We start from the raw sequence: 24,518 nt of genomic DNA on the forward strand, positions 1-24,518 counted from the left end.
GAGGGGCGGCCGGCGGGCCCGGCCGCTAACGGTCGCGTCAGCGCAAAGCGCCTTTGGTTTCCGGCGTGGCGATCGCGCCGATCAGGAAGAGCACGAAGACGCAGGCAGCGAAGATCGACAGCGAGGTCGGGATATCCGCCGGCGTTGCGCTTACCAGCGAGACGAAGGTCGGCAGGATACCGCCGATGGCAAAGCCGATATTCCAAGACAGGCCCGTTCCGCTGGCGCGGATTTCCGTTGGAAACCGCTCATTGAGGAAGATCAGCACCGGCGCGTACCCGGCATTGCCGATAAAGGCGATCGCCATGGCATAGAGCGTAACGGTAGGAATGGTCGTCGCCGATGCCATGCCGAGATAGCAGACCGGCAAAAGGATGGCGGCAAGCACGCCGACAATCAGGAAGGTCGGCTTGCGGCCGATGCGGTCGCTCAGCATGCCGATCACCACCGCGGCGATGAAGGCGGCGACGCTGCTGCCCATCAGGATCAGTGAGGATGTGCTGTTGGGGATCTCGTTGACCACTTTGAGCATGGTCGGCATGTAGCCGGAAGTCAGGTAGTAGCCGGCGCCACCGCCCGTGGTGATCAGCAGATTGAGGAGCAGAATCTTCCGGTACTGGGGCGAGAAAAGGCGCTTCAAGGGCGAGGCGACGACGGTGTCCTGAGTTGCGGTCTTACTCGCAGCCTTCTTCCTTTGTAACTCCTTCCAGAACGGCGATTCTTCCAGGTTGTTAAATATGAACCAGCCGAGCAGTGCGCTGATCAGGCCGGAGAAGAACATCACCCGCCAGCCCATCTCGGCAAAGGCGTCGCCCGGGAAAATGGTGGAGGTGATCAGGAAGACGATAGAGGCGAACAGCGCACCGATGCCTGCGCCGCCGCCGCCAACAAGACCGGACACGGCGCCGCGCCAGTTTTCCGGAACCGATTCCGTTCCGATCGTATGGGTTGAGGCCACGACGCCCCCGACGAAGACGCCCTGCACAAGACGCAGGAGAAGGAAGAGGACAGGGGCGATCCAGCCGACCTGGTTGATAGTCGGCAGAAGGCCAAAGGCGGCAGTGCTGATGCCGACACCAACGATAGCGACCAACATGGCACCCTTCCGGCCGCGCGCGTCGGCAAAGTGGCCGAAGATCGCCGAACCGATCGGTCGCATCAGCAGCGTCACCGCGAAGGATGCGTAGACCGCGGCGAGCGACCATGTCGGATGGCTCGAGGGAAAGAACAGTGCGCCGACGACGGGCGCGACGTAAAGAAGAATGAAGAGATCGTAGAGATCCAGCGACCACCCCAGCAGGGATGAGACGATGGCGCTAACGATCTGTTTGCGTTCGGCCGGATAAATCCCCGCCGTGGTGTCGCTGATGGTCAATTCTCTTCCTCCCGCCGGCTTTGGAAACGTCCCCGGCTCGCAGACGGTCTTGCCCGAACCACAAGCCATGGCGCTTCCGGCGTTAGGCCGGACGCACCTCATCCCAAGGCGCAGTTCAGGCCCTCAGGGTTCTAAATTTTCGGGAGGTTGGCGATACGCGGCAGTCTCGCGCATGACCCTGCAGTATCATTTAATATGCTGCGGCGCGGTAAGCGCCTTGCTTCACACGCCGGTCGAGGCTCTTGCGACCTTGCGGAACTCGCCCGGCGACACGCCGAGGTGATCACGGAAGAAGCGATTAAAGTGCGTGGGAGCGGAAAAGCCGAGATGCTCGCCGATCAGGGAAAAGCTGTCGTCGGAATTCACGCTGGCATCGACGGCGGCCTCCACGCGGATGACGTTGAAATAGACGCGGGGGGAGACATGTGCCTGCGCTTCGAAAAGGCGGAAGAAATGGGCACGCGACAGCCCGACCCTGGTGGCGAGCGCATTCATGTTCTCGCCGTGCTGGTAGTCTTCCCGCATTGCTTGCATAGCGCGCCGAATGCGGAAATCGACGAGCGGTGACGCGGCGAGGCTGCGGATCGAGCCGTTATGTTCCCGCCAGGCGCTAAACCGCTCGATGACGGCAATCATCAACCGTGCCAGCAGTTGCTCATGGCTTGCTCGCGCATCCGGCCGCATCATCATCTCCGCGGCTAGATCCCGGGCGATAGATCGTATGAGCGGCGAAATCTCGCCTTGGGGCTGCGCGAAAAAGCCCGGCGCGCCGCTCGCCTGCCAGCCGCTGCGAAACATCTTCAGCCATTCGGGCTCGATATAGAGTGCCAGGATCAACGTCTTCGGACGTAGTGGATCGTGAACATAGGCATGCGGCTCCCAGCCATTGACCAGGACCGCTTGGGTTTCCGTCAGTGGTACGATTTTGTCGCCGACGGCAAAGAAACTGTCAGCGCCTTCAACCTTGATGAGCACATGACAGTAAGGATGGGCATGGCGCACCAGAGGACGGTCCATGTCCAGAAGCGCAACCCGGCCGAAATCGCCATAGGCGATCCGAAGTGCGTCCGACATTCTTTCCTCCTAGGCCGGCAACTTGCTGAGGACTATACACATCATCAAGGCAACACACAAATTTGCGCTGGGTTCAAATCTTGGCGGGCACAATAACGACGAGAGAATATCATCATGAGGCATCGTCGGATAAGGTCGTCGTTCCAAGCCGGCTGTCCTGCAGCGACGTTCCGGTGTGACCAGCGCATCCCTCGCGGAGAGTGCGTGTCAGCATCCTCTGGGTAACACCGTGCATTCTTCGTCGCGAAGGAGCGGCTGGAGTTGTTGCCGATCGCCACCACGGCTTCCGCGGCAACCACAGCCTCGGTGCATCCGTCGGAAATATAGCCGCTAGACGCACCTCCCCCGCGCACCCGAGAACCGCTGTCCAACGCGTGCCAGCGCAAGGCTTTCGAGAGAGATCGCGATAGAGCGGCAGCATCGAAACTCATGTTGCCGCTGTATGAATTAATCTCTTGCAGCTAGAAACTGAATCGTCGATCAAGTTCCAGGAGAGCCGACTGAACCTCATCTATCGTTACCGGCGCGGGCGTGCCCGGTATTTTTCTCAGGGCTGGCTCGGACTCCACTGCGTAGTAATCCGAGGCCCACGCAGCAAGGATCGTCCTTTTGTCATGCGCCGACAGGACGCGCGAATTGACTATATCGATCGGACGTCGAAGAGTTACGTGGTGCGGCACCAGAGAAGTCGGCCCTTTCGTTACAGCATCGTTGGCTATCTGCTGAAGCACTGCGTCCATCGTCGTTGAACCTCAGCAAATGTGTGGGTCCCGGTCACGACGGGACCGTGATGTGACGACGGGATCAATCGTCGGCGCGAGCAGATCGTGCTTCTCGGCGAACCCCCTAAAGAGGCCGCGGACGGTCTCTGCTTCGATTTCACCGAGCAATGCAGCTCTGCAGGCATTCATAGCAATCGAATGCGAGGCGTCTCTCGTCGAGACTGGCCACTCAACGAGATACCGGTAAGCATCCATGACTGACTTCACCTCGACCGGCATTCCGAGGCCGACGAGAACGGATACGGGTTTCGTGAACATATCGGGTTTCATGCTTTTCTCCTTTCCAACCCGCCATGCTGCCAGGCGCCGCTCCAGCGGCGCCTCGATTTTCAGCGTTGGATTACGCAGCCTTCTGTCCTTCGATCTGAGCCGCCGGAGCCGGCAGCGCCGGATCGATCTCAATGTCGATTTTCCGCGGCTTGAGAGCTTCGGGGATCTCACGGATGAGATCGACCGATAGCAGACCGTTGACCAACTCTGCTGCGTTGACCCTGACGTGATCCGCAAGCTCGAAGCGGTGTTCGAACGGTCGGGACGCAATGCCGCAATGGAGATAGCCTTCCGCAGTCGAGTCCTGCTTCTTACCGGTCACGGTCAGGAGATTCGACTGGAAAATAATGTCCAGATCATCGCGCGCGAAGCCCGCAACAGCGATCGAAATTCGATAGCTGTCGTCGCCGGTCTTGACGATATCATACGGCGGCCAGTCACTGACTGAGCGGGCACGCTGAGCGTTCTCCAGGAGATTGAAGACGCGGTCAAAGCCAACGCTCGACCGGAAGAGTGGCGTGTAGTCATAAGATGTTGCCATAGCCATATCCTCCTTGAAGCAACATGGGTATGAAGCGCCGAAAGACAGCACTCCCAGCAAGGCCAGCCCTGTTCTAGCGGCTGGCGGAAATCGATTTGGTTTTTGCCTATTTCGGTTTCAAGGTATGACCAGCAAAAATTTCAGCGGTATCGAACAATCGCAGTCGACTTGCGGACGTGGTCGATGCGGTCAAAAGGTCCTTTCGGTCGAAGCCAACCGCATTAAGATCTTTGAGCGGTTTGCATTGAATGAAGAGATTGCTGTCAGGGAGCAGAATAGATCAGCTTGCATATCTGCTCCTGTGAATGGCGCACAACAGCGTGTGCCCAGCCGCCTTCAGTGCTTCCGCCATTGTCGTCGGCGGTGGTGGCTGACCTGCCTTTCTTGAAGCAGGTCGAGATAGCGTTTCAGCCTTTCGAGCGCTCGTAATTATAGGCGCGGGCATCATTGATAGCGAAATCAAACCGATCTCTGACGGAATGGTCGGTACTTACGTCTGCGACCAGCTTTGCGGGTTTCACAAAGTCCCGGACAAGGATTTCAGCAAGATCCCATGGGAATGAATAGCGACCGTCGCTCTGGCAAGTGAGGCTGCGATAACGCACTCACCTCAAAGGATCTTTCTGAAACCGATGTCCCAATTAAGCGAAATCCGCAACCAGCTCGTGAAACTCGTGGCCGGCCATGTTCCGGTAGTCGATCAGATGCCTTATTTCTTCACTTTCATCAGCCGAAAGCAAACCATCTTCGATCAGCGCCTACAGACATTTTTTTACCTGGTCTTTGGTATTTTTGGGCACGCGATCAACGCCACGGCCTGCCACACGCGGAAGCGATCTGTTGTCTGCACCAGACTAAGGGGGGTTTGCTTCACCTGCTCCGCATAAAACAGCAACCGGATAAGGTTGCGCTCTGGCGCACTGGGTCATGGTTTGCGGCTATCGTGGGATGGTGTAGCGTAGGCAGTTGCGGGGGCCAGTCCACGGAGAATTGTAATATTCGTGCCTGCATTCTTTCGAAGGATATGACAGTCTTGGGGAAGGAAACGAACTCTCCGAGGAAAGACGCAAAGCGCGAAAGGTGGATACGGAACTTCTCCCGCCAAGGTCTGCCAAGGCGGCTACGAAGAAAGTTGCCTTATCCAGTCGTCGAAGCTGGCCTCTGAGGCCCGCGCCACACTATCCGTATCCGGGTTCCCGTCGGAATTTAACCCTCTAAAGTCCCGAGCCGTTTTTCCGTACGCTGCTTGAATGCTCGGGCAAAATGATCGCCGCGCAAAAATCCGACGGCGGCGATATCGGAGATGCGGCGAGTATTGCTAGGATCAGCCAAGATTGACCTGATCCGTTCAAGTCGTTGGCTTTTGCAGTTAGTAGCCTGGAAAAAATTTCCGCCAAACTTAAAAATTTCCGCCAAACTTCAAGTCTCTGCCGGGACAATTCCGATTGACGCTTCTAAGATGTCCGACAACATGACAATAAGGTTGGATGAGGAAATGGCGGTGCTCGTAACAGAGCAGATATTCGGCGGGAGGGAATGATGAAGATTACAAGCCTGGAAACCGTTCGCGTTGCGGAACGCGCCAACCTGCTCTGGGTGCTGGTGCGCACCGATGAGGGTCTGACAGGACTTGGAGAAACGTTCTTCGGCGCGGAAACGGTTGAGGCCTACGTGCATGAATATATTGCTCCGCGCGTGATCGGACGCGATCCTCTTGAGATCGACAGGCTTGCAGCCGACCTCGTCGGCTATCTCGGCTTTCGGTCATCCGGCGCCGAAGTGCGTGGCAATTCCGCCTTCGATATCGCGCTTTGGGATCTTTTCGGCAAGGCGACGGGTCTGCCGATCGCGCAGTTGCTGGGCGGCTTCACCCGCAAGGAAATCCGCACCTACAACACCTGCGCCGGTACGGAATACATCAAGAAGGCGACAGGGCAGACGACCGCCAATTACGGCCTGTCCGATGGGAAGGGCTATGACGATCTGAACGGCTTCCTGCACCGCGCCGATGAACTCGCCCAGTCGCTGCTCGAAGAGGGCATCACTGCGATGAAGATCTGGCCATTCGATACCGCTGCCGAAAAATCGCGCGGAACTTACATATCCATGCCGGATCTGAAACAGGCGCTCGAACCATTCGAAAAAATCCGCTCCGCCGTCGGGGACCGGATGGACATCATGGTCGAGTTCCATTCGATGTGGCAGTTGTTGCCCGCCATGCAGATCGCCAAGGCGCTCACCCCCTACAATACATTCTGGCATGAAGACCCGATCAAGATGGACAGCCTCGCCAGCCTCAAGCGCTACGCGGAGGTTTCGCCGGCACCGATTTCTGCTTCGGAAACCCTCGGATCGCGCTGGGCCTTCCGCGACTATCTCGAAACGGGCGCGGCTGGCGTTGTGATGCTCGACATCAGCTGGTGTGGCGGACTGTCGGAAGCGCGCAAGATCGCCGCCATGGCAGAGGCCTGGCATCTTCCCGTTGCCCCGCACGATTGCACAGGTCCGGTCGTTCTCTGCGCGTCCACCCATCTTTCTCTCAACGCGCCCAATGCCCTTGTTCAGGAAAGCGTGCGTGCTTTCTACAACACTTGGTATCGCGACCTCGTCACCGCGCTTCCGCAGGTTCGCAACGGGATGATTACGGTGCCGCCGGGCTCGGGGCTTGGAATGGAACTCAACCCGGAGCTTGAGCGGGCGTTCACCGTCAGCCGTCGTGTCTCCGATTGTTCGGCCATCTGATTTGTCCGAGGATAGTCATGACCACAAACGATGAAACCGCCGTGACGGGGATGCGCTTTGGTTCGCTTGCCGGACCGGGCCTCATGCTGCTCGGCATGCTCATGTTTGCGTTGAATGACGCGATGGGAAAATGGCTTGTCGCCAGCTACGGACTGGGTCAGCTGATCCTTATCCGGAGTCTGGCGGCGTTGCTCATTCTGTCGCCTTTTCTCTGGCGGGCGGGCTGGAAACCGATCATTGAGGCCGAGAGGCCGCTGATGCAGGCGGCGCGGGTGCTGTTCTCGACGCTGGAGGTATTTTGCTTCTATTACGCTGTCATGTATCTGCCGCTGGCCGACGTCATGACCTACTGGCTGGCGGCGCCGATCTATGTGGCGGCTGCCTCCCCTCTGCTTTTGGGCGAAAAGGTCGGCTGGCGCCGGTGGACGGCGATCTTCATCGGCTTCATCGGCGTGATCATCACGCTTGAACCATCGAGTGCGATGTTCACCGTGCCGGCCGTCATTTCGATTGTTGGCACTTTCGCATTCGCCTTCATGCTGCTTTCCGGCCGAAGACTTCGGGCCACGCCAGACAAGACGCTGGTGCTGTTCCAGCTCGCCGGCGCCGGACTTGCCGGTCTTCTCTTCGCTCCATGGGACTGGAAGCCCCTGACATCTGCTCCGGAGGTCGGCTTGCTATGCCTGCTCGGCGCAGTAGCAATGGGCGCACACATCCTCGTCAACCGCGCGCTGAAGATCTCCGATGCCGCCACGGTCGCACCGTTGCAATACACCTTACTCCTGTGGGCGATCGTCTTCGGCTGGATGTTCTTCGGCGATGTGCCGCGTCTCACGATGGTGTTCGGCGCGGTATTGATCATCGGCTCCGGGCTGTTCATCTTCTTCCGAGAGCAACAGCTCAAGAAGCGCCAACCCGACGCACCACTCGACCTACCCTGACGCGTTTATCCTGAAAGCCAAGAGCCCGCTGACGACGCAGCGGGCTCTTACGACGATCACACCGAAATCTGGCCTGCCCGCAGTTTACTTGCGGATCGCGGCAAGCTCGGCGAGGATGCCATCGACGACATCGGCGCCGATCTCAGCCTTGTGCTTTTGATAGACGACCATGGACTTCTCGCGGATGCGGGCCTGCTCTTCCGGCGAAAGCACGTTCACCTCAAGACCGGCTGCCTTGATCTTCTCCAGCGATTTCTTGTTCAGATCGCCAATGACCTGACGCTCGACGTCACGCCCGACAATAGCGCATTCCCGCAAAGCGGCCTGATCTTCGGGCGAGTACGTATCAAAGATCGCCTTGGAAAAGAGGAAGAGGAACGGCGTGTAGGCGTGGTTGGTTTGGGTGATATATTTCTGTACTTCGAAGAACTTCGACGTGTCGATGGTCACATAAGGGTTTTCCTGGGCATCGATCGTCTTGGTTTCGAGAGCCGAGAAGACTTCGCCGAATGCCATGGGCGTCGCATTGGCGCCAAGGTTCTGGAAGGTATCGAGGAACACGTTGTTCTGCATGACGCGAACCTTCATGCCCTCCAAGTCCTCCCATTTGTTCACCGGACGAACCGAATTGGAAAGGTTACGGAAGCCGTTTTCCCAATAGGCGAGATTGACGAGGCCCACGGCCGCCAGCTTCTCGTTCATCATCTCGCCGAACTTGCCGTCCAGCACCTTGTAGGCTTCCTCCGAGGTGGAGAAGAGGAACGGCAGATCGAAGACGCCAAGTGCAGGCTCGATACCGACGAGCGGCGAAGAGGACGTCACGACGGCTTCCTGGACGCCCGAGCGCAGTGCCTGGGTCGCCTGCAGGTCACCTCCCAGGGCACCGCCCCAGAATGCCGTCAGCTTCAGTTTCCCGCCTGATTTTTCGTCCAGGCATTTCTGCATCGCCTCAATGCCGTTACCGACCGGGTGATCGGCATTGATGCCGTTGGAGACGCGGATGTTACGCTCGGTAAACTCGGCGAAGGCCGGCGCGGAAGCAGACAGGGTGAAGGCGATGGCAGTTGTGGCAAGTAGCAGGTTTCGCATGATATCCTCCCATGGATGTTGGAAACAGAAGTGACCAGCCGGCTTCAGTGCAGCCAGCGAGCCGGTACGATAACCAGGTCTGGAAACAGGACCAGGAGCAGAAGTACGAGCGTTTGGGTGAGCAGGAACGGCCAGACTCCAACCGTAACCTTGCCCAGGGGAACGCGGCCGACGCCGCTGACAACGTTGAGAACGACCCCTACCGGCGGCGTCAGAAGACCAATGCAGTTGTTCATGATAAAAAGAACGCCGAAGTAGACCGGATCGATGCCTGCCTGCTTGATGATCGGCATCAGGACCGGCGTCAGGATCAGGATGGTCGGCGTCAGGTCCAAGGCTGTGCCCACGATCAGCACCAGGATCATGATCACGAACATCAGCAAGGTCGGACGGTCGATCAGCGGCTCTATGAGGCCGGTAATTTCCGCCGGAATATTGGCGGCTGTGATTAACCATGCGGAAACGAGCGCCGCGCAGACAAGGAACATGATGACGGAGGTGGTCTTGGCCGCCTGAAGGATAACCCGTGGAAGCTCCTTGGGCGTGAGCTCCCGGTAAATCACCATGCCGACGAAGAGCGCATAGGCTGCGGCGACTACGGCAGCTTCCGTCGGCGTCACCACGCCCGCCTTGATGCCGCCAAGGATGATGACAGGCATGCCGAGCGCCCACAGAGCGCGACCGGTTGCCCGAATGCGCTCCGCACCCGACACACGCGGCAATGGCTGGACATTGTCTTTGCGCACGACCATCAGCCATGTCACGACCAAGGCAAGGCCCATCATCAGGCCCGGCACGATACCGGCCATGAAGAGCTGCGTGATCGAGACGTTGGCGGCAACGCCGAACACGATGAAAGCCATCGACGGGGGGATGACGGGCGCGATGATGCCACCTGCGGCAATGAGGCCGGCTGAGCGTGGAACGTTATAGCCCGCCTTTGCCATCATCGGAATGAGAATGGCCGCGAGCGCAGCAGTATCGGCCGCCGCCGAACCGGAAATGCTGGCCATGATCAGCGCCGCAACGATCGCGACGATGCCCAGGCCGCCGCGGATATGCCCCACGCAGGCAATGGCGAAATCGATGATGCGCCGCGACAGGCCGCCGGCATTCATCAGCTCTCCTGCCAGAATGAAGAACGGGATAGCCAGCAACGTGAATGTATCGGCGCCGGCAATCATGTTCTGCGCGATGATCTGCGTATTGAACATTCCCATGTACCACATGAGAACAACGCCGCAGAACATCAGCGAGAATGCGACCGGCACCCCGATGGCCATGGCACCAATCAGTGAAGCGACGAAAACTAAAAGCGTCATCAGGTCCGCTCCGCCATCTGTTCGATCGTCAGATTCTCGCCCACAAACGCTTCGATTTCCTCCTGCGTCACACGGCCCGTGATCAGGCGGAAAAGGCGCTCCAGCGCGATGACGGCGCAACAGAAGCCGGTAAAGAAGCCACTGCCGTAGACGAAGCCCATGGAGAGGCCGGTCACCGGGGCCTTCATGCTCCAGTTGATCGGCAGTTGCTTCCACGTACCCCAGAAGAAGATAGCCGCACAGGCGATGATCACCAGATTGCTCAGGATCATGCAAAGGATGCGCCCCTTGCGGCCCAGCAGCGCAACGAGGGTTTCGACGCCAAGATGCCCATGTTCCCGGAACGTCACGACGGCGCCAATGAAAGTCAGCCAGATGAAGAAGTAGCGTGCGAGTTCGTCCGAGACCGTCAGGCCGGAGTTTAACGTATAGCGCATGATGACGTTCACGAAGACCATGATCGCCATGCCCGAAAGCAGGATGATCAGTAAGAATTCGAGAGCCTTGTAGAAATGGTCGACTACCTTCTGCACGCTTTACTCCCAGTCTGCGTTACAACAGGCCACGCTTGGCCAGGTTTTTCATCAGCGCAGCCACGCCGAAGGTCCATTCGGGGCAAGCATCACTACGATCGACCCAGTTTACCAGACGGCCAAGCAACGGTGTCGCAATTTCCACCCGGTCGCCGATTTCATGCGTAAATCCCTGCCCTGCCCCGCGCCGATCCTTCACGGGAGCGAACATGGTGCCGAGGAAAAGTACAGCGCCGTCGGGATACTGGTGATTGCGATTGAGCAACTGACGGGCAAGGTCGGAGGGCCTGCGGCTTATCGCCTCCATTGGGCTCTCGCCTGTCATTCGGAAACCGTCCTTGCCCTCGACGGACAAGGCAACGCGGACTTTGCCGAGTTCTTCCAGCGTGAACTTGTCATCGAAGAGGCGAATGAAAGGGCCGATGGAACACGAGGCGTTGTTGTCCTTCGCCTTGCCGAGCAACAGCGCCGAGCGTCCTTCGATATCGCGAAGATTAACATCGTTTCCGAGCGTGGCGCCGACGATTTCGCCGGAGGACCTGAGGACGAGGACCACTTCCGGCTCGGGATTGTTCCATTGCGAGATCGGATGGATCCCGACCAGTGAAGCGCAGCCGACTGCCGACATGGGTTGCGACTTGGTAAAGATTTCGGCATCCGGCCCGATGCCCACCTCAAGGTACTGCGACCAGAGGTTCATCTCCTGGAGAAGTTCCTTCACTCGTGCAGCCTGCTCGGAACCGGCGACGAGACCCCTAAGGCTGTCGCCCAGAACTGGCGCGAGACGCCCGCGGATATCCGACGCGCGGGACGCATCTCCCTTCGCCTGCTCTTCGATCACACGTTCAAGCATGCTGTCGGCAAACGTGACCCCGGCCGCCTTGATCGCCTGCAGATCGATCGGAGCCAGTAATTGACCAGCCTGACCCGACAGAAAATCATCGATCGACCCGAGATCGGGAAGCTCTCCCGCCGCCTCCAATTCGCCGGCGAAATCCTCCTTTTCAAGCAGTTCGGAAACAGTGACGGAAACCGAGGACAGGTCGAGGAGCCGCTCGCCCCGCACTAAGGCTGGGCAAGGGCCGCCAGCCGTATTCGACCAGACGCGACCAACAAGCAGCGCATCAGCGGCATCTGTAGGCAGAATATCCGAAGCTCGAAGTGACGTAGTCGAACCCAAGCAAACCTCCTCACAGCCACGACACGATGATCTCCCGTCATCTTGCCCGATTGTCAGGATGTCTGACAATGATGGACCTGTTTTGTAGTCATACTTCCGTGCGCTGTCCAGCGCCGAAAATCACCTGATAAAAACGGCAAGCGGGCAGCGCCGGAAGATTTCAATCCGCCTCAAGGGTGAGATCCAGCCGACTGGCCGCGCCGAGCAAATGCCGCTTCATCGCCTCGCGCGCACGTTTTGGGTCGCGGCTAGCAATGGCATCGCGGATCGCCACATGCTCGGCAATCGTCAGTTCCACAATTTCTTCAAGGACTGCTGCGGCCCGCGCGGCGTTGATGGCAAGACTGATGCGCTCTGCTATGAAGCCGACGAACAGGGCAAAATATTCGTTGCGGGTCGAAGCTGCAATGACACGATGAAAGATCAGGTCGGCAACGATCCCCTGATCCGTCCATTTGTCCGCCCCCATCATGCTCGCCAAGGCTTCGTCAAGCTTTGTCAGATCGCTATCGACATGATGCGTTGCCGCAAGGCCGGCGGCTTCGATTTCCAGCGGCATGCGCAACTGGAACAGATCCCGGAAGCTCGCGCGGTCATGAAGATCATCCTGCTCGATGCGGATCGACTGGCGCGCCTTGATCTCGGTTGCGAAGGCTCCAACGCCCTGTCTGGTCTCAACCAGACCCTCGTTGCGCAACTGAGCAATCGCCTCGCGTACTACCGAGCGGCTGACGCCGAAACTGCTGGCGAGGAAGTGTTCGGTCGGCAGCTTGCTCCCCGGCGGTATACGGCCGTCCGTGATCTCGCGGGCAATCTGGGCGGCAATTCGCGCCGGAAGATGCTCGTTGCGCCTGATCTGTCCAAAATCCAGTGACATGCCTTTTTCGCCTTAACACACTGCCGCCTATGAATGCCGCTAGAAATCCAGTTGGCAACCCGGATTCATCACGCCTTGCGGATCGACAGCCTTTTTCAATGCTGCAACCAATCCTCGTTGGATCGGAGGGATACGCATCTCATAGTCCGCCTTCTTCAGACGGCCAATACCGTGCTCGGCGCTGATCGAACCGTGATAGGTATCGACGACCGCATTGATCGCCTTCTTCGCATCCTGGATGCGCGCCTCCATCTCTGCGCGGGACAGGCCGCCCGGCGGCAGCACGTTCAGATGCACATTGCCATCGCCGACATGACCGTAGGAGACACAAACACCGTCCGGCACCGCAGCGGCCACTGCCTGTTCGGCGTCGCGCACGAAGTCGGAAAGGCGCGAAAGCGGGACGGAGACGTCCGTCCGCAGATGTGGCCCGCGCTTCGCCTGCCCCTCGTTCATTGCCTCACGGAAAAGCCAAAGGTTGCGCGCCTGCGTCCTTGAGCTTGCAATCACACCGTCCGGAACAAGCCCTTCGTCCATAACGGCACCCAGGAACCGCTCCATGAGGTCGTAGATATCGACAAGGCCAGACCCGGATATCTCCATAAGCACATAGGCGGGGTAATCTCCGGATATTGGCATCGCAAGGTCCGGAATTGCCTCGCGGGCGAGGACGAAAGCAAGCGGCGGCATGAACTCGAAGGCGGACATCAGATCGCAGCAATCGCGACGCGCGCGGCGGAAAAGCGTGATCCCATCCTCGAGCGAATTGAGCCCGAGAAGCGCGGTTGCGACCTGATCCGGTTCCGGCGTCAATTTTACGGCGACGGCGGTGATGATACCGAACAACCCTTCCGCGCCGATAAAGATCTGCTTCAGATCGATGCCGCGATTATCCTTGCGAAGTGTCGACAATCCGTCGAGAATCGAACCGTCCGGCAGAACCGCTTCAAGGCCAAGCACCAGCTCTCGCGTCATCCCGAAGCGCAATACATTGATACCGCCCGCATTGGTCGACACATTGCCGCCGATCCGGCAGGACCCTTGTGCCCCAAGCGCCAGCGGGAAGAACATGCCCTCCCGCGCGACAGCATCCTTGAATTCCGACAGGATGCACCCGGCCTCCACCACAGCGGAGAAGTCGTCAGCGTCAATGCGGCGGATTTTGCTCATCCGCTCGAGACTAATCACCACCTGATCCTCCGGACGATCGGGGATTGCTCCCAAGGCCAGCCCCGTATTGCCGCCCTGCGGAATGATCGACAGGCCGAGTGCGACGCAAGCCTTTACGGCCGCGGACACCTCTTCGGTCGTGCGCGGGCGCAACACCGCGACCGCGCTGGACGTCACGTCTCCATGCCAGTCCCGGCAATATTTATCGACCGCCTCGCCCGATAGTACCATATCGGCCCCGAGGGATCGGTTCAGGGCATCGATGGCATGCCTTTGCCGGTCGAAGCCCATGCCAGCGTCAATTTCGTTCACGGTTTTCCTCACTTTTTTGCACGCACCGAAAAACCTGTCGATGGACCCGGCACTGCAGTAAATATGCTGTTTTCAAACGAATGATATAAGGTTATCAGACAACCTTACAATATATTTTATTGTGGTGCCTGTCTCTCATCGGATCGGTGTTCCGTAGGCTGGGAGGAAAAACAGTTGCACATTCTCATCATCGGCGCCGCCGGCATGGTCGGGCGCAAACTCGCGCAGAGGCTCGCCAAAGACGGCACACTGGACAGCCGCCCGATCGAGAGCATGACACTCGTTGATGTCGTTACGCCAGAACCGCCGCAAGGCTTCGGCGGAAAGGTGGCGATGGAAACGGCAGACCTCTCGACTCCCCGAGAAGCGGCGCGGCTCGTCGCTCTCCGTCCAGATGTGATTTTCCACCTCGCCGCCATCGTATCGGGTGAAGCCGAACTCGATTTCGACAAGGGCTATCGCATCAACCTCGACGGCACGCGGTTCCTGTTCGACGCGATCCGCCTGGCCCATGGTGAGGATGGCTACAAACCCCGCGTCGTCTTCACCTCCTCGATCGCCGTGTTCGGCGCCCCCCTGCCCTATGCCATCTCGGACGAATTCCACACCACGCCGCTGACCAGCTACGGAACGCAGAAGGCGATCTGCGAGTTGTTGCTTTCGGACTATTCGAGACGTGGCTTTTTCGAAGGCATCGGAATTCGCCTGCCGACCATCTGCATTCGCCCTGGAAAGGCGAACAAGGCGGCTTCCGGTTTCTTTTCAAACATCCTGCGCGAGCCCCTCGTCGGTCAGGAAGCCGTTCTGCCCGTACCGGATGATGTGCGCCACTGGCATGCGTCGCCTCGGTCCGCCGTCGGTTTCCTCATCCATGGCGCGGCGATCGATGTCGAGAAGGTTGGCCCGCGGCGCAACCTGTCCATGCCTGGGCTCAGCGCGACTGTCGGCGAGCAGATCAAGGCGCTGCGCCGCGTTGCCGGCGAGAAGGCCGTGGCGCTGATCCGGCGGGAGCCTGATGAGATGATCATGCGCATGTGCGCCGGCTGGGCACCGGGATTTGAGGTAAAGCGGGCAACTGCGCTCGGCTTTACCGCCGAAAAATCCTTCGACGAAATCATCAGGGTCCATATCGAAGACGAACTTGGAGGTAGGCTGCCATGACAACCGGAACCGGACAACAGAGGCGAAACATCCCCTTTCTCGGAACCGGCCCCGCCCAAAACAGCGGACTGGGCGAACGCACTCCATTTTCCACTTCGATCTATCCCGCGGACGTTTTAGCCGTGCTGGAAGTACGCCGAGGCCGTAATAAGAGGCCATCGCGCCATAGCTGCGGTTGATCTCGGGATCGAAAAAGCTGGCACGACGGACGCCTGGCTTCAGATTGTCGGGAACGATCAGCCGGGGAACGCCGCCGAAGACGCGAAACATCCGGACATGCGAGCCGACCCAGTCGGGGAGCGTTTGCGTCCAGCTCGCCTCCGCATAGGTGAAGCTCGATGCACCGAGCACCGCCACGAAGATCTCCGCCTCGCGGATCGGGCCTTGCGATCAACATCGGGATCTTTTTGCCGGATAGTCGACGAACACCTTGTCGCCGGCCGCATGCTCCTCGCGCATCGTCGGTGAAAGCCGCTGTTGGAAACCACGCAGGAGTTCACAAAGCGGCTATAGCCGTAACCGTCGAGTGCGACCCACGATGCTCCTCCCGCAGGAGAGCTCGGTAACGCCGGGCTTCTTGAGCTCGATGGCAAGATCGGAGCCATTGGGCTCGATCCTCCTTCTCGTGCCCCGTTTGATGCCATTCCGAGCAAACAGTTTGCTCTCGAGCGCATCGTCAGTTAGGTCCCGGGGATGGGGTTAATTTAACCCCACCGCCGCCGCGCGCTGCAAATTATCCTGCACCGTGCTTCACGCAATTCCCAACACGACGGCAATCTCACGCGAGCTGGTTTCGCTTGCCGCAAGGCGCAGCATTGGTTGCAAATGTTTCATACTCAGCCTTCTCTTTGCCGGCATCTACATGCCCTCGTTCATCGTGAGGTATTTGATATCAAAGTTGCTGACCCAGGGAGTGATCTTCAGTGCCGAAAACTTGCCGGTCTTTGATCGGATTGGCGGCCGGCTTCACGTCGGAATCCGCAGAGAAGACGCCCGCCTATGAGGTGGGCAAGCAGAAGAGCCTGCCTTCGCGCAAGGGCCCATTGAACGCGGAGCTTGTTGCGATCAAGTCGAAACAGGCGAGCCTCGTGCAACTCATTCAGGACCGCCATGCCGACGGCCGGCTGCGGCTTTGCCATCCTGGATGATCAACTGGGCGAACTGGAGTCACGCGGGAGACGCTGGTTCTGCAACCCGCCCACTCGCAAGCGCCGGTCGAGTATTTCCATGAGAATATGGCGAAGCTGAAGGCGCAGTTCAATAGTTCAATCCCGCCAATGCCGAGACCAGCATCCGCAAGCTGATCTTCTAGGCACGCAACATCGCCGACGAACATGCCAAGTAGCGGTTGATGCCGATGGTGCGTGATCTCATCCCGACCGTCGTGATCAGCCTCTTCGTGGTCCTTTATCAAATGCGTTCATTGGCTTTTGCCCGATTGGCTGGATTGGGAAACTTCAGATTATTTGCCCTGCCCTTGCGACCGCGCCTCCGCCAGCGATGCGGCGATTGCAGCGATCGAGCAAAACAGGACGAGCGGGTCGTCCTTCGAGGGCGTGAAACCTCGGCGCTGCCAGAACTGAGCCGCTTCGTGATCGACGGCGTTGACCATCAACGCTCGGCCACCGATCAGAGCAGCGGCCTGGACGCATCGCTCAAGGGCATGTTTCACCAGACCTGTACCGATACCTCTTCCCGCCCATTCCGTGTCCGTCGCAAGCTGGCCGAGGAGAAGACAGGGAACCGGATCGGGCGGTTGCCCGTTACGGATTGAGCGCGGCAGGATCGCAGGAACGACAGCGGTCGGCGCCAAGCCATAATATCCGACGACGCGCCCCGCCTTGTGGACGACGAGAACCGCCGTGAAACCTTTCTCCTGATTGGAAAGCGCACGCGTCTTTAGCCAATGATCGAGCGTCGGCTTGCCGCAGGAGAATTCGGAAACATTATGCGCCGCCGTAAGCGGTTCTGGAGCCGATAAAGCCACGGCTTATTGCTTCGGCTTGTAGTCGGCTTCCCACGGAGCGGGGCGCCTGGCCAGTTCCACCATCTCGGGAACAGGAGCGGCCGGTCGGGACAAGACACCCATAAAATCGGCAAAGCCTTCCGGGCTCATGCGGATGAGTCCCTGCTCCATAACGACTTCCTCGGCGGCGCGCACGGCGGCCTCCCGCACGAAATCGGTTCGCGAGCGGCCGCGCAGGCTTGCTGCACGATCGATCATTGCGACGTCTGCTTCTGGCAAGCGCATGGAGATCGGGTATTCCTTGCGTTCGACAGTGGCGGCCATGACTTATCTCCTTTACGAGGAAAATAGCGACTTGTAGCGCCAAATGCAATACGATACTATCAATCTTGTTCACCTGCCTTGGCTGCCATCCGCCAGGCCGACCGTGGCACGCTGCTCCCAGACATAGCCCAAACCGACAGACCCTGTATGGCTTGGACGATAAGCTCGTGATCGTCGAGGACGAGAGGGCCCGTGGGCCAGTAGTCGACGGCCCCACCGTCCTTGCGAAACTCCCACGCGAAGCGATTGCCGTTCGGAAAACACCGTAGTCATCCTGAATCATGACATGGACGTCGCTGCCACGAGTGACTGGGGCATCGACCTCGGGCCCGGAGCCGGCGACGATGGGGGGCAGGTGGTCGCCAACGGAACTCCAGTCCAGGCCGCTAGCGAGAAGGGCCGGACTGCCCCATTCCTGAGGAGGTACATTTAAGGTCCGCGCCCCTGCTACAGCAACACACCCCACTCGGTCGACGGATATTCGACGGTTGCCGCAGTCTCACTAGTCGAGGGTCGCACATCGGCGAAACGACGTGGCAGTTGCGTGCCTCGACTTGAGGGCAAAGCTGTGCCGGTTGCCCATCTTCGCCGCCAACAACTTGCATCTGCTGCAGCCGTGGGCGACGCACCCTTTGTGGCAAATTGCCGGGTGGATTGGTGAGCCCTATCGCATCCGACTGTACGGGTTCTGGATGCTCCGAGCGCTAAACTTGGCTTGGGTTGCGAGACGGGCCGCGCATTCCTAGGGTTCACGCCTCGCTCATGACGATCACCCCAAATTGGCTTCTAGCGGCCGAGGACACCATTTACTTTGCCAACCCGCCGTAAGCGATACGCCAGATGCTGCCATTACCGTCCTCGCTGACGAATAGCGACCCATCCTGCCCGACGGCGACGCCGACAGGGCGGCCCCAGACATCGGTATCCGAAGCCACCATTCCAGTCATGAAGTCCTCATAGGCGCCGGTTGGCTTGCCAGCCTCATCGAACAAGAGGCGGACAACCTTGTAACCGGTACGCTTGCCGCGGTTCCAGGAGCCATGCATCGCAACGAAGGCGCTGCCCTTATATTCGGCCGGGAACATCTCGCCCTCGTAAAAGGCGATCTGCAGTGGCGCCGAATGGGCCTGCATCAGCACGTCCGGTATCGTCACCTTGTCCTTGAGGTCGGGACGCGCGCCGGCGTGACGCGGGTCCTCGTGTCCGCCGATATAGTACCAGGGCCAGCCATAGGTCGCGCCCTGCTGCACCGCGGTGGCATATTCGAATGGTGTGTCGTCGCCCAGCCCGTCGCGCTCATTGACGACGCACCAGGGATTACCCGTTGCCGGTTGGATGGCGATGCCTGCGCAATTGCGGAGCCCGGTTGCATAGACCTGCTGGTTTTTGCCCTCCGGATCATAGGCCAGGACCATGGCGCGCCCTTCCTCCGTGTCCCAGGTCGCGCCGAGCGGCAGGTTCTTGTTGACCGCTTCGATGCCCCCCAAGAACGAGACTGGAAACATATCGAGCGCGACATTTGATCCCGACCCCACCGAGAGCAGCAAGATCTTGCCGTCGGGCGTAAAGGTGATGTCGCGGGTATAGTGATGCGTCCACAGGATGCGTGGAACAATGACTTCAGGTTCGCCCTTCGCCTCGATGTCACCGCTCTTGTAAGGGTAGCGGATGACGCTGTCGCTACTGGCAATGTAGATCCACTCCGGATCGGCGCCCGGCGGATAGAATGCTATGCCGAAAGGTTTGTTCAGCCCGCTGGCGAAGACTTGCGGCTCTGCCGTCGTGCCGTCTTTTGCCAGGCGCAGCACCCTGACATCGTTCGACATGCTTTCTGCGATAAACAGGTCGCCATTGGGGGCAACGCGTATGGCTCGCGGCCCCTTGAGATTCAGCGCGACCGGTTCGACGGTGAAACCGTCCGGCACGAGAGGCTTGGCGCCTTCCGGGATCGGAACGATCGCGCCAAAATTCTGCGTGTCGCTGGCGGTGGGCTGGGGCATATCCTCAACCGTGAACTGGCGGCGAACGCCAGGCTTGTCCTGCTCCCAGCTGCCGAAGGCGTCCGTGCCGGTCAAAACCTGGGTGCTGTCCTGCGCCATGCCATGCCCAAGGCCGACACCCGCAGATAAGGTCAACGTGACTATGACCGTCCTTGCAACGCTAGACATATGCATGCTCCTTTCCTGCGGATGGCCTCCCCCGCCCCCCACACTGCAATGGTGAGCGGTTGGTGACCCTGACGGATGTCAACAGGTGAAAAAGTCCCGGCCGCCACCGGTGCCCGGCGAGCGGGGCCGCTGCCGCGGTGAACGTCCACCTGCGTCCGCCTCGGCGTGAAGCACCTGTATCACGCTCAGTGCCCCGCCCAAGGCATCTCTCCGGAGGCACGCAAAAGGTTGCACAGGTCGTCGAGAGGCCTTCGCGGCCAGTGACCGCAATTGGCGCGAGGCGGTTGACACCCTCTCAAGCCGACAGTCCGCTTCCCATCTGTGGACGCCCCATGAGACGCAAGCGGTTTCTTGAAGCTTGGCACGTGGTCGGAGGCTGCCATCTGTCCGGTCTCTGATGTAGCACCGGAGGCTGCGGGCCCGTATGGGAGTTCGCGGACCGGATCCATATCACCCACAGCGTGCTCAAGGCACAGTGGAAAGCCCTGGTTTTTTCCGTTTCGAAGGAGCTGGTTTGCCGGAACGATCGCGGGAACTGCCGCTCCAGAGAAAGCCGTCGCGGCTTACCGCCACCGCTCGTCGACGCACGCCTTCGGTTGTTCGCCTCGATCCTGAGCCAGTGATGGATAGTCTGTGTATCCCTTCTCGCCGCCGCCATAATACGTCGTCGGATCTTCGGCATTGAGAGGCGCGCCGGTGCGCAAACGCTCCGCCAGGTCGGGATTGGCGATGAACTGTCGGCCGAACGCGATCAGGTCGGCCTTGCCTTCGCGAAGCCACTGCGCCGCGGTGTCGGGCTTGAAGCCGCCCGCCACTATCAGGGTTCCCTTGAAGTTTTTCCTGATCGTCTCGACCATACCCAGCGCCCGTGGATCCGGAGCGTCGCCGCGCTGCATCTGCTCCATGGCCGGGTTGACGATATGCAGATAGGCAAAGCGGAAGTCGCTCAGGCGCTCAGCGACATAGCCAAAGGTTGCCTCCGGTTGGTCGTCGTGGATGTCGTTCGCCGTGCCCATCGGCGACAGCCGCACTCCGATGCGATCCGGCCCCCAGACCCGCATCACGGCCTCGGCGATCTCGATCAGCAATCGCGCTCGGTTCTCGACCGGGCCGCCATAGAAGTCGGTACGTCGGTTGGTGCCGGTCTCGATGAACTGATCGAGCAGATAGCCGTTGGCGGCGTGGATCTCGACGCCATCGAAGCCGGCGGCCTGAGCGTTTCTGGCGGCGCGTTCATACTGCGCCACGATGTAGGGCATTTCTTCGATGTCGAGAGCGCGCGGTCGCACGAACGGGACCAGCTCGCCTTCGCCGCGCTCGTTCTCGATGAAGGCCGTCCCTTCCGGCACGATGGCGGACGGGGCGGCGGGGAGCATGTTGTCGGGCTGCAGGGCGGGATGCGAAATACGCCCGACGTGCCAAAGCTGGTTGAACATCAATCCGCCGGCCTGATGCACCGCTTGGGTGACCCGTTGCCATGCCTCTACCTGCTCACGACTGTGGATGCCGGGCGTCCAGGCGTAACCCTGTCCTTGCATCGAGACCTGGGTTGCCTCGCTCACGATCAACGCCGCGGATGCGCGCTGCGCGTAGTAGCAGGCGGCAAGGGAACTCGGCACATTGCCCGGCTGGCGCGCCCGCGAGCGCGTCAGCGGTGCCATGACGATGCGATGCTGCAGGTTGAAGGGTCCAAGCCGGTACGGCTGGAACAGCACGTCCGTGTCCGGCGCATGAGTAGCACCGGGGGATTGTTTAATGGTAGCTGCCTCGTCCATATTCCATCCTTCAGAGATTGGAATTGCCAGGTCTCCAGGACCCTCATCGCGGAATGTTAGGAGCACAGCGATCCGCCTCAACTGACGCCCGTCAGTGCGGCTTACGATTTGCTGCCGAGACCGACGACGGCGCTCGGCCAACGATCGTTCATGCCATGCATGAAGAATCGGCGACTATCCGGTCGCGCTCGATTGCTGACGCCCGTCAATGACGGATGGGCGTTGGCTTGCTATAAGGCCCAGGAGATCGTTGGCCCAATGGGGTTGCCAGCCGGTTACAACCGCGCTGTATCCGTCTGGTCCCAGAGACGGTGAGGGGGTGATGCCGGTCCCTGTCAACGCAATGGTCCAATCCGTTGGCGAAGCCGAGGAGTTGGTCGACATTCGCCGTACGCACAGGATCGGCGCACTGATCGAAGCGTGAAGCGGCGCCTTCCCGTGCAGATCAGCCAAAGCTAGCGCGCCGCTCCGACTGCACCCTACCTGCCGCGCCCTATCAAGGAGACGCCGATGTCCCAATCGACCACCGATAGCCGGCCGGAAGCATCTGGCGAGATCCTGTTCGTCGCCTGTCCGGTCGATGCATCAGTGAACCGCGTCCCCCGCGCAAAACTCGACCGCAACCCGAAATGCGGGAGGTGTCACAACCCCCTCTTCGCTGGCAAAGTCGTCGAGCTCAACGGCGCGAACTTCGATTCGCACGCGCTCAAGAGCGACCTGCCGGTCGTGATCGACTTCTGGGCGGAATGGTGCGGTCCGTGCCGGATGATGACTCCCAATTTCGAGAGTGCGGCACCGCGGCTGGAGCCGCGGGTGCGGCTTGGCAAACTCGACACCGAGGCGGAACCCGCTATTGCCGGGCGCTACGGCATTCGCAGCATTCCGAGCATGATCATGATTAGCAAAGGGCAAGAGATCGCTCGCACCTCGGGCGCGATGCCGACGTCGGCGATCGTCGATTGGGTCGAGCAGGCGCTAAACAGGGCTTGAGGGCGCCTTTGCATAGCCTCTGGCAGCGCGGTCGTCGAACAATTGGCGGCGCGTCGCCCTGACGAGCGTAAAGGCGCGATCGGGCAGATGGCCTCATAGTGGCGGTCCAGCAGGTGAGGTGCGCAATGGCGACCATTCATAGGCAGAGAAGATGTTTCCCCGGGCGGGCGATCTCGATCTCGACAAGAGCGACCTCGAGCAGCTTGAGACTTTCGTTCGTCGGAAAGTCACGGACCTTGTTGTTCGCGGCGAGGCAAACGCCAAGGCCAACAGTCGCGACGTGGTCGAGCCCTGGGATCTCCCGATCACCAAGGGGCTCCAGGAGACGATCCACCGCTTCCGGCTGATCAATGCGGAGTTGCACCTGACGAATTACCTGTCCGGGCAGATCGGGTTGCCGCCGAGCGATCTTACGATCGGCGACGAGACCCAGGCACGGTTCTCCGAGATTGCCGGGGGACTATGCCTCGCCCTTGCGGAGACCTTCAGGATCATCGACCCGAATCTCAGGAATCCGACCACCAGGGCGCCTGTTCGACCTGCTGCACTAATGGCCGTTGCCCCTGGTTGCGTGCGATATATGGGGTGGGATTGTCGTTGTGGGTTTCGATGAAAGCGTCGATGTCGGCCTCAAGTTCTGCAGTGGAACGGTGTACTGTTTTCGCGTCAGCTCTGCGAACCATCGCTCGACCTGATTGATCCAGGATGCCGACGTTGGCGTGAAGTGAACATGCCAGTCTGGGCGGCGCGCGAGCCATGCCTTGACCCTTGGTGTCTTGTGGGTGGCATAGTTGTCCATCACCAGATGCACGTCCGGCCCATTGGGCATTTCGGCGTCAATCCGCTTCAAAAAGTCGGGGAATTCGGTCGCTCGGTGACGCTTGTAGCAATGACCGATCACGGCGCCAGTCGCGACGTCGAGCGCGAACAGGGCGGTCGTGCCATTGCGGACATAGGTATGAGTGCGCCGTTCGGCGACGCCCGGCGCCATAGGCAGCACAGGCTGCTCGCGATCCAGGGCTTGGATTTGTGACTTCTCATCCACGCAAAGCACGACCGCCCGGTCCGGAGGCGACATGTAAAGTCCGACGATGTCCTGCACCTTATCGACGAAGAGCAGATCAGAGGAAAGCTTGAATGTCCCGGCACGATGCGGCTGCAGGCCAAATGCTATCCGGATCCGACGGATGGTGGTATGCGAAAGTCCACTGGAGGCTGCCATCGAACGGATGGACCAGTGCGTGGCATCCTTGGGAGTGGTGTTCAATGTACGCTCGACGACCTGAGCAACCTGGGCATCAGAGACAGTTCGTGGTCGACCGGCACGATATTCATCTGTCAGCCCTTCAATACCATCTTGTAGGAACCGGCGGCGCCACTTGCCAACCGTATGCTCGTGGACTCCGAGACGCTCGGCAACGTCTTTGCTTTGCAGATCCTGCGCGCACAACAAGACCATCCGGCATCGATCCGACAAGGAGCGCGGCGCTTTATGCCGGCGCACCTGAGATTACAGGAAATTTCTATCCGCGTCGCTCAGAACGACGAGGCCTGCTTGCCTGCCAACCATCAATCAACTCCTGCTCGAGGCTCTCGGATATGCAACGGCGTCAGCGGAGAGCGCCAATGAAGCGCTCCGGCTGCTCGCAAGGGATCAAGAAATAGATGTCGTTCTCGCGGACTTCGCGATGCCGGAAATGAGCGGCGGTGAGCTTGCGAAAGCGATACGCGCGATGCGGCCAACTTTGCCAGTCATCCTCCCGGCTATAGCGATCGAGGCCCCCTGAAGGAACTGAAGGACTGGCGAATAATCTTGAAACCCTTCACGGAAAACGACTTGGTTAACGCCATCGAAGCTGCACTAAAGTAGGTGAGCTTCCGATGTCAGTTGTTGGCCCATCGCGTCATTTCGGGCGTTAGAGCGAT

The 24,518-nt window shown here is 59.6% G+C and carries 21 protein-coding genes and 1 pseudogene; 7 read left to right on the forward strand and 15 right to left on the reverse strand.

Annotated features, from left to right (window positions below):
- Positions 1-37 precede the first annotated feature (37 nt).
- From FHX16_RS29965 to FHX16_RS29985, 4 genes are all read right to left on the reverse strand, one after another.
- Positions 38-1,444, reverse strand: a complete 1,407-nt coding sequence (locus tag FHX16_RS29965) for an MFS transporter (RefSeq protein WP_259131956.1) — start codon at positions 1,442-1,444, stop codon at positions 38-40.
- A 153-nt stretch (positions 1,445-1,597) separates the two neighbouring features.
- Positions 1,598-2,449 (reverse strand): AraC family transcriptional regulator, encoded by an 852-nt coding sequence (locus tag FHX16_RS29970; RefSeq protein WP_183864699.1) that lies wholly within the window; start codon positions 2,447-2,449, stop codon positions 1,598-1,600.
- 752 nt (positions 2,450-3,201) lie between these two features.
- The gene (locus tag FHX16_RS29980) at positions 3,202-3,501 is read right to left on the reverse strand and encodes a DUF982 domain-containing protein (RefSeq protein WP_183758376.1); all 300 of its coding nucleotides are present in this window, start codon (positions 3,499-3,501) and stop codon (positions 3,202-3,204) included.
- Between the two features lie 70 nt (positions 3,502-3,571).
- Positions 3,572-4,042, reverse strand: coding sequence for an Hsp20 family protein (locus FHX16_RS29985; protein WP_183864698.1), 471 nt, complete (start codon positions 4,040-4,042; stop codon positions 3,572-3,574).
- A gap of 1,539 nt (positions 4,043-5,581) precedes the next feature.
- Between FHX16_RS29985 and FHX16_RS29990 the strand changes: the two genes are divergently transcribed.
- The gene (locus tag FHX16_RS29990; protein WP_183758370.1) at positions 5,582-6,784 is read left to right on the forward strand and encodes a mandelate racemase/muconate lactonizing enzyme family protein; all 1,203 of its coding nucleotides are present in this window, start codon (positions 5,582-5,584) and stop codon (positions 6,782-6,784) included.
- 17 nt (positions 6,785-6,801) lie between these two features.
- Complete coding sequence (locus tag FHX16_RS29995) at positions 6,802-7,725, forward strand: DMT family transporter (RefSeq protein WP_405049341.1); 924 nt, start codon at positions 6,802-6,804, stop codon at positions 7,723-7,725.
- Positions 7,726-7,809: 84 nt separating this feature from the next.
- On the opposite strand, the gene FHX16_RS30000 is transcribed toward FHX16_RS29995, so the two are convergent.
- From FHX16_RS30000 to FHX16_RS30025, 6 genes are all read right to left on the reverse strand, one after another.
- The gene (locus tag FHX16_RS30000; RefSeq protein ID WP_183864697.1) at positions 7,810-8,814 is read right to left on the reverse strand and encodes a TRAP transporter substrate-binding protein; all 1,005 of its coding nucleotides are present in this window, start codon (positions 8,812-8,814) and stop codon (positions 7,810-7,812) included.
- 44 nt (positions 8,815-8,858) lie between these two features.
- Positions 8,859-10,136, reverse strand: a complete 1,278-nt coding sequence (locus tag FHX16_RS30005; protein WP_183758366.1) for a TRAP transporter large permease — start codon at positions 10,134-10,136, stop codon at positions 8,859-8,861.
- Positions 10,136-10,669: a TRAP transporter small permease gene (locus tag FHX16_RS30010; RefSeq protein WP_183758364.1), complete on the reverse strand. Its 534-nt coding sequence runs from the start codon at positions 10,667-10,669 to the stop codon at positions 10,136-10,138. The genes FHX16_RS30005 and FHX16_RS30010 overlap by 1 nt, the downstream gene beginning before the upstream one ends.
- 19 nt (positions 10,670-10,688) lie before the next feature.
- Positions 10,689-11,849 (reverse strand): fumarylacetoacetate hydrolase family protein, encoded by a 1,161-nt coding sequence (locus FHX16_RS30015; RefSeq protein ID WP_183758362.1) that lies wholly within the window; start codon positions 11,847-11,849, stop codon positions 10,689-10,691.
- 160 nt (positions 11,850-12,009) lie between these two features.
- The gene (locus tag FHX16_RS30020; protein WP_183864696.1) at positions 12,010-12,726 is read right to left on the reverse strand and encodes a FadR/GntR family transcriptional regulator; all 717 of its coding nucleotides are present in this window, start codon (positions 12,724-12,726) and stop codon (positions 12,010-12,012) included.
- A 39-nt stretch (positions 12,727-12,765) separates the two neighbouring features.
- Positions 12,766-14,187: an FAD-binding oxidoreductase gene (locus tag FHX16_RS30025; protein WP_183758480.1), complete on the reverse strand. Its 1,422-nt coding sequence runs from the start codon at positions 14,185-14,187 to the stop codon at positions 12,766-12,768.
- A gap of 195 nt (positions 14,188-14,382) precedes the next feature.
- Between FHX16_RS30025 and denD the strand changes: the two genes are divergently transcribed.
- Positions 14,383-15,369 carry a D-erythronate dehydrogenase gene (gene denD / locus FHX16_RS30030; RefSeq protein ID WP_183758358.1) on the forward strand — a complete coding sequence of 329 codons (987 nt, stop codon included), beginning with the start codon at positions 14,383-14,385 and terminating at the stop codon, positions 15,367-15,369.
- Between the two features lie 923 nt (positions 15,370-16,292).
- On the forward strand, positions 16,293-16,517 hold the full coding sequence (locus FHX16_RS30035) for a hypothetical protein (protein ID WP_183864695.1): 225 nt from the start codon (positions 16,293-16,295) through the stop codon (positions 16,515-16,517).
- 314 nt (positions 16,518-16,831) lie between these two features.
- Here the strand turns inward: FHX16_RS30035 and FHX16_RS30040 are convergent, their stop codons facing one another.
- The 4 genes from FHX16_RS30040 to FHX16_RS30055 form a co-directional block, all read right to left on the reverse strand.
- Complete coding sequence (locus FHX16_RS30040) at positions 16,832-17,356, reverse strand: GNAT family N-acetyltransferase (protein WP_183864694.1); 525 nt, start codon at positions 17,354-17,356, stop codon at positions 16,832-16,834.
- A gap of 3 nt (positions 17,357-17,359) precedes the next feature.
- Positions 17,360-17,659 (reverse strand): DUF1778 domain-containing protein, encoded by a 300-nt coding sequence (locus FHX16_RS30045; RefSeq protein WP_183864693.1) that lies wholly within the window; start codon positions 17,657-17,659, stop codon positions 17,360-17,362.
- 806 nt (positions 17,660-18,465) lie between these two features.
- Positions 18,466-19,827 (reverse strand): PQQ-dependent sugar dehydrogenase, encoded by a 1,362-nt coding sequence (locus tag FHX16_RS30050; RefSeq protein WP_183864692.1) that lies wholly within the window; start codon positions 19,825-19,827, stop codon positions 18,466-18,468.
- A 563-nt stretch (positions 19,828-20,390) separates the two neighbouring features.
- On the reverse strand, positions 20,391-21,602 hold the full coding sequence (locus FHX16_RS30055; RefSeq protein ID WP_183758568.1) for an alkene reductase: 1,212 nt from the start codon (positions 21,600-21,602) through the stop codon (positions 20,391-20,393).
- A gap of 510 nt (positions 21,603-22,112) precedes the next feature.
- Here FHX16_RS30055 and trxC point away from each other — a divergent pair.
- Positions 22,113-22,592, forward strand: a complete 480-nt coding sequence (trxC, locus tag FHX16_RS30060) for a thioredoxin TrxC (protein ID WP_210281058.1) — start codon at positions 22,113-22,115, stop codon at positions 22,590-22,592.
- A gap of 151 nt (positions 22,593-22,743) precedes the next feature.
- Positions 22,744-23,205 carry a DUF1931 family protein gene (locus FHX16_RS30065; protein WP_183758566.1) on the forward strand — a complete coding sequence of 154 codons (462 nt, stop codon included), beginning with the start codon at positions 22,744-22,746 and terminating at the stop codon, positions 23,203-23,205.
- On the opposite strand, the pseudogene FHX16_RS30070 reads toward FHX16_RS30065, so the two are convergent.
- A pseudogene (locus tag FHX16_RS30070) lies at positions 23,171-24,096 on the reverse strand (IS630 family transposase); the annotation flags it as partial. The gene FHX16_RS30065 and the pseudogene FHX16_RS30070 overlap by 35 nt on opposite strands.
- A 76-nt stretch (positions 24,097-24,172) precedes the next feature.
- On the opposite strand from FHX16_RS30070, the gene FHX16_RS31750 reads away from it, so the two are divergent.
- On the forward strand, positions 24,173-24,379 hold the full coding sequence (locus tag FHX16_RS31750; protein WP_405049343.1) for a response regulator: 207 nt from the start codon (positions 24,173-24,175) through the stop codon (positions 24,377-24,379).
- The last annotated feature ends 139 nt before the right edge of the window (positions 24,380-24,518 follow it).

Origin of the sequence: Rhizobium sp. BK661, assembly GCF_024808825.1 — a bacterium.
In the GTDB taxonomy this organism is placed as follows: Bacteria; Pseudomonadota; Alphaproteobacteria; order Rhizobiales; family Rhizobiaceae; genus Rhizobium.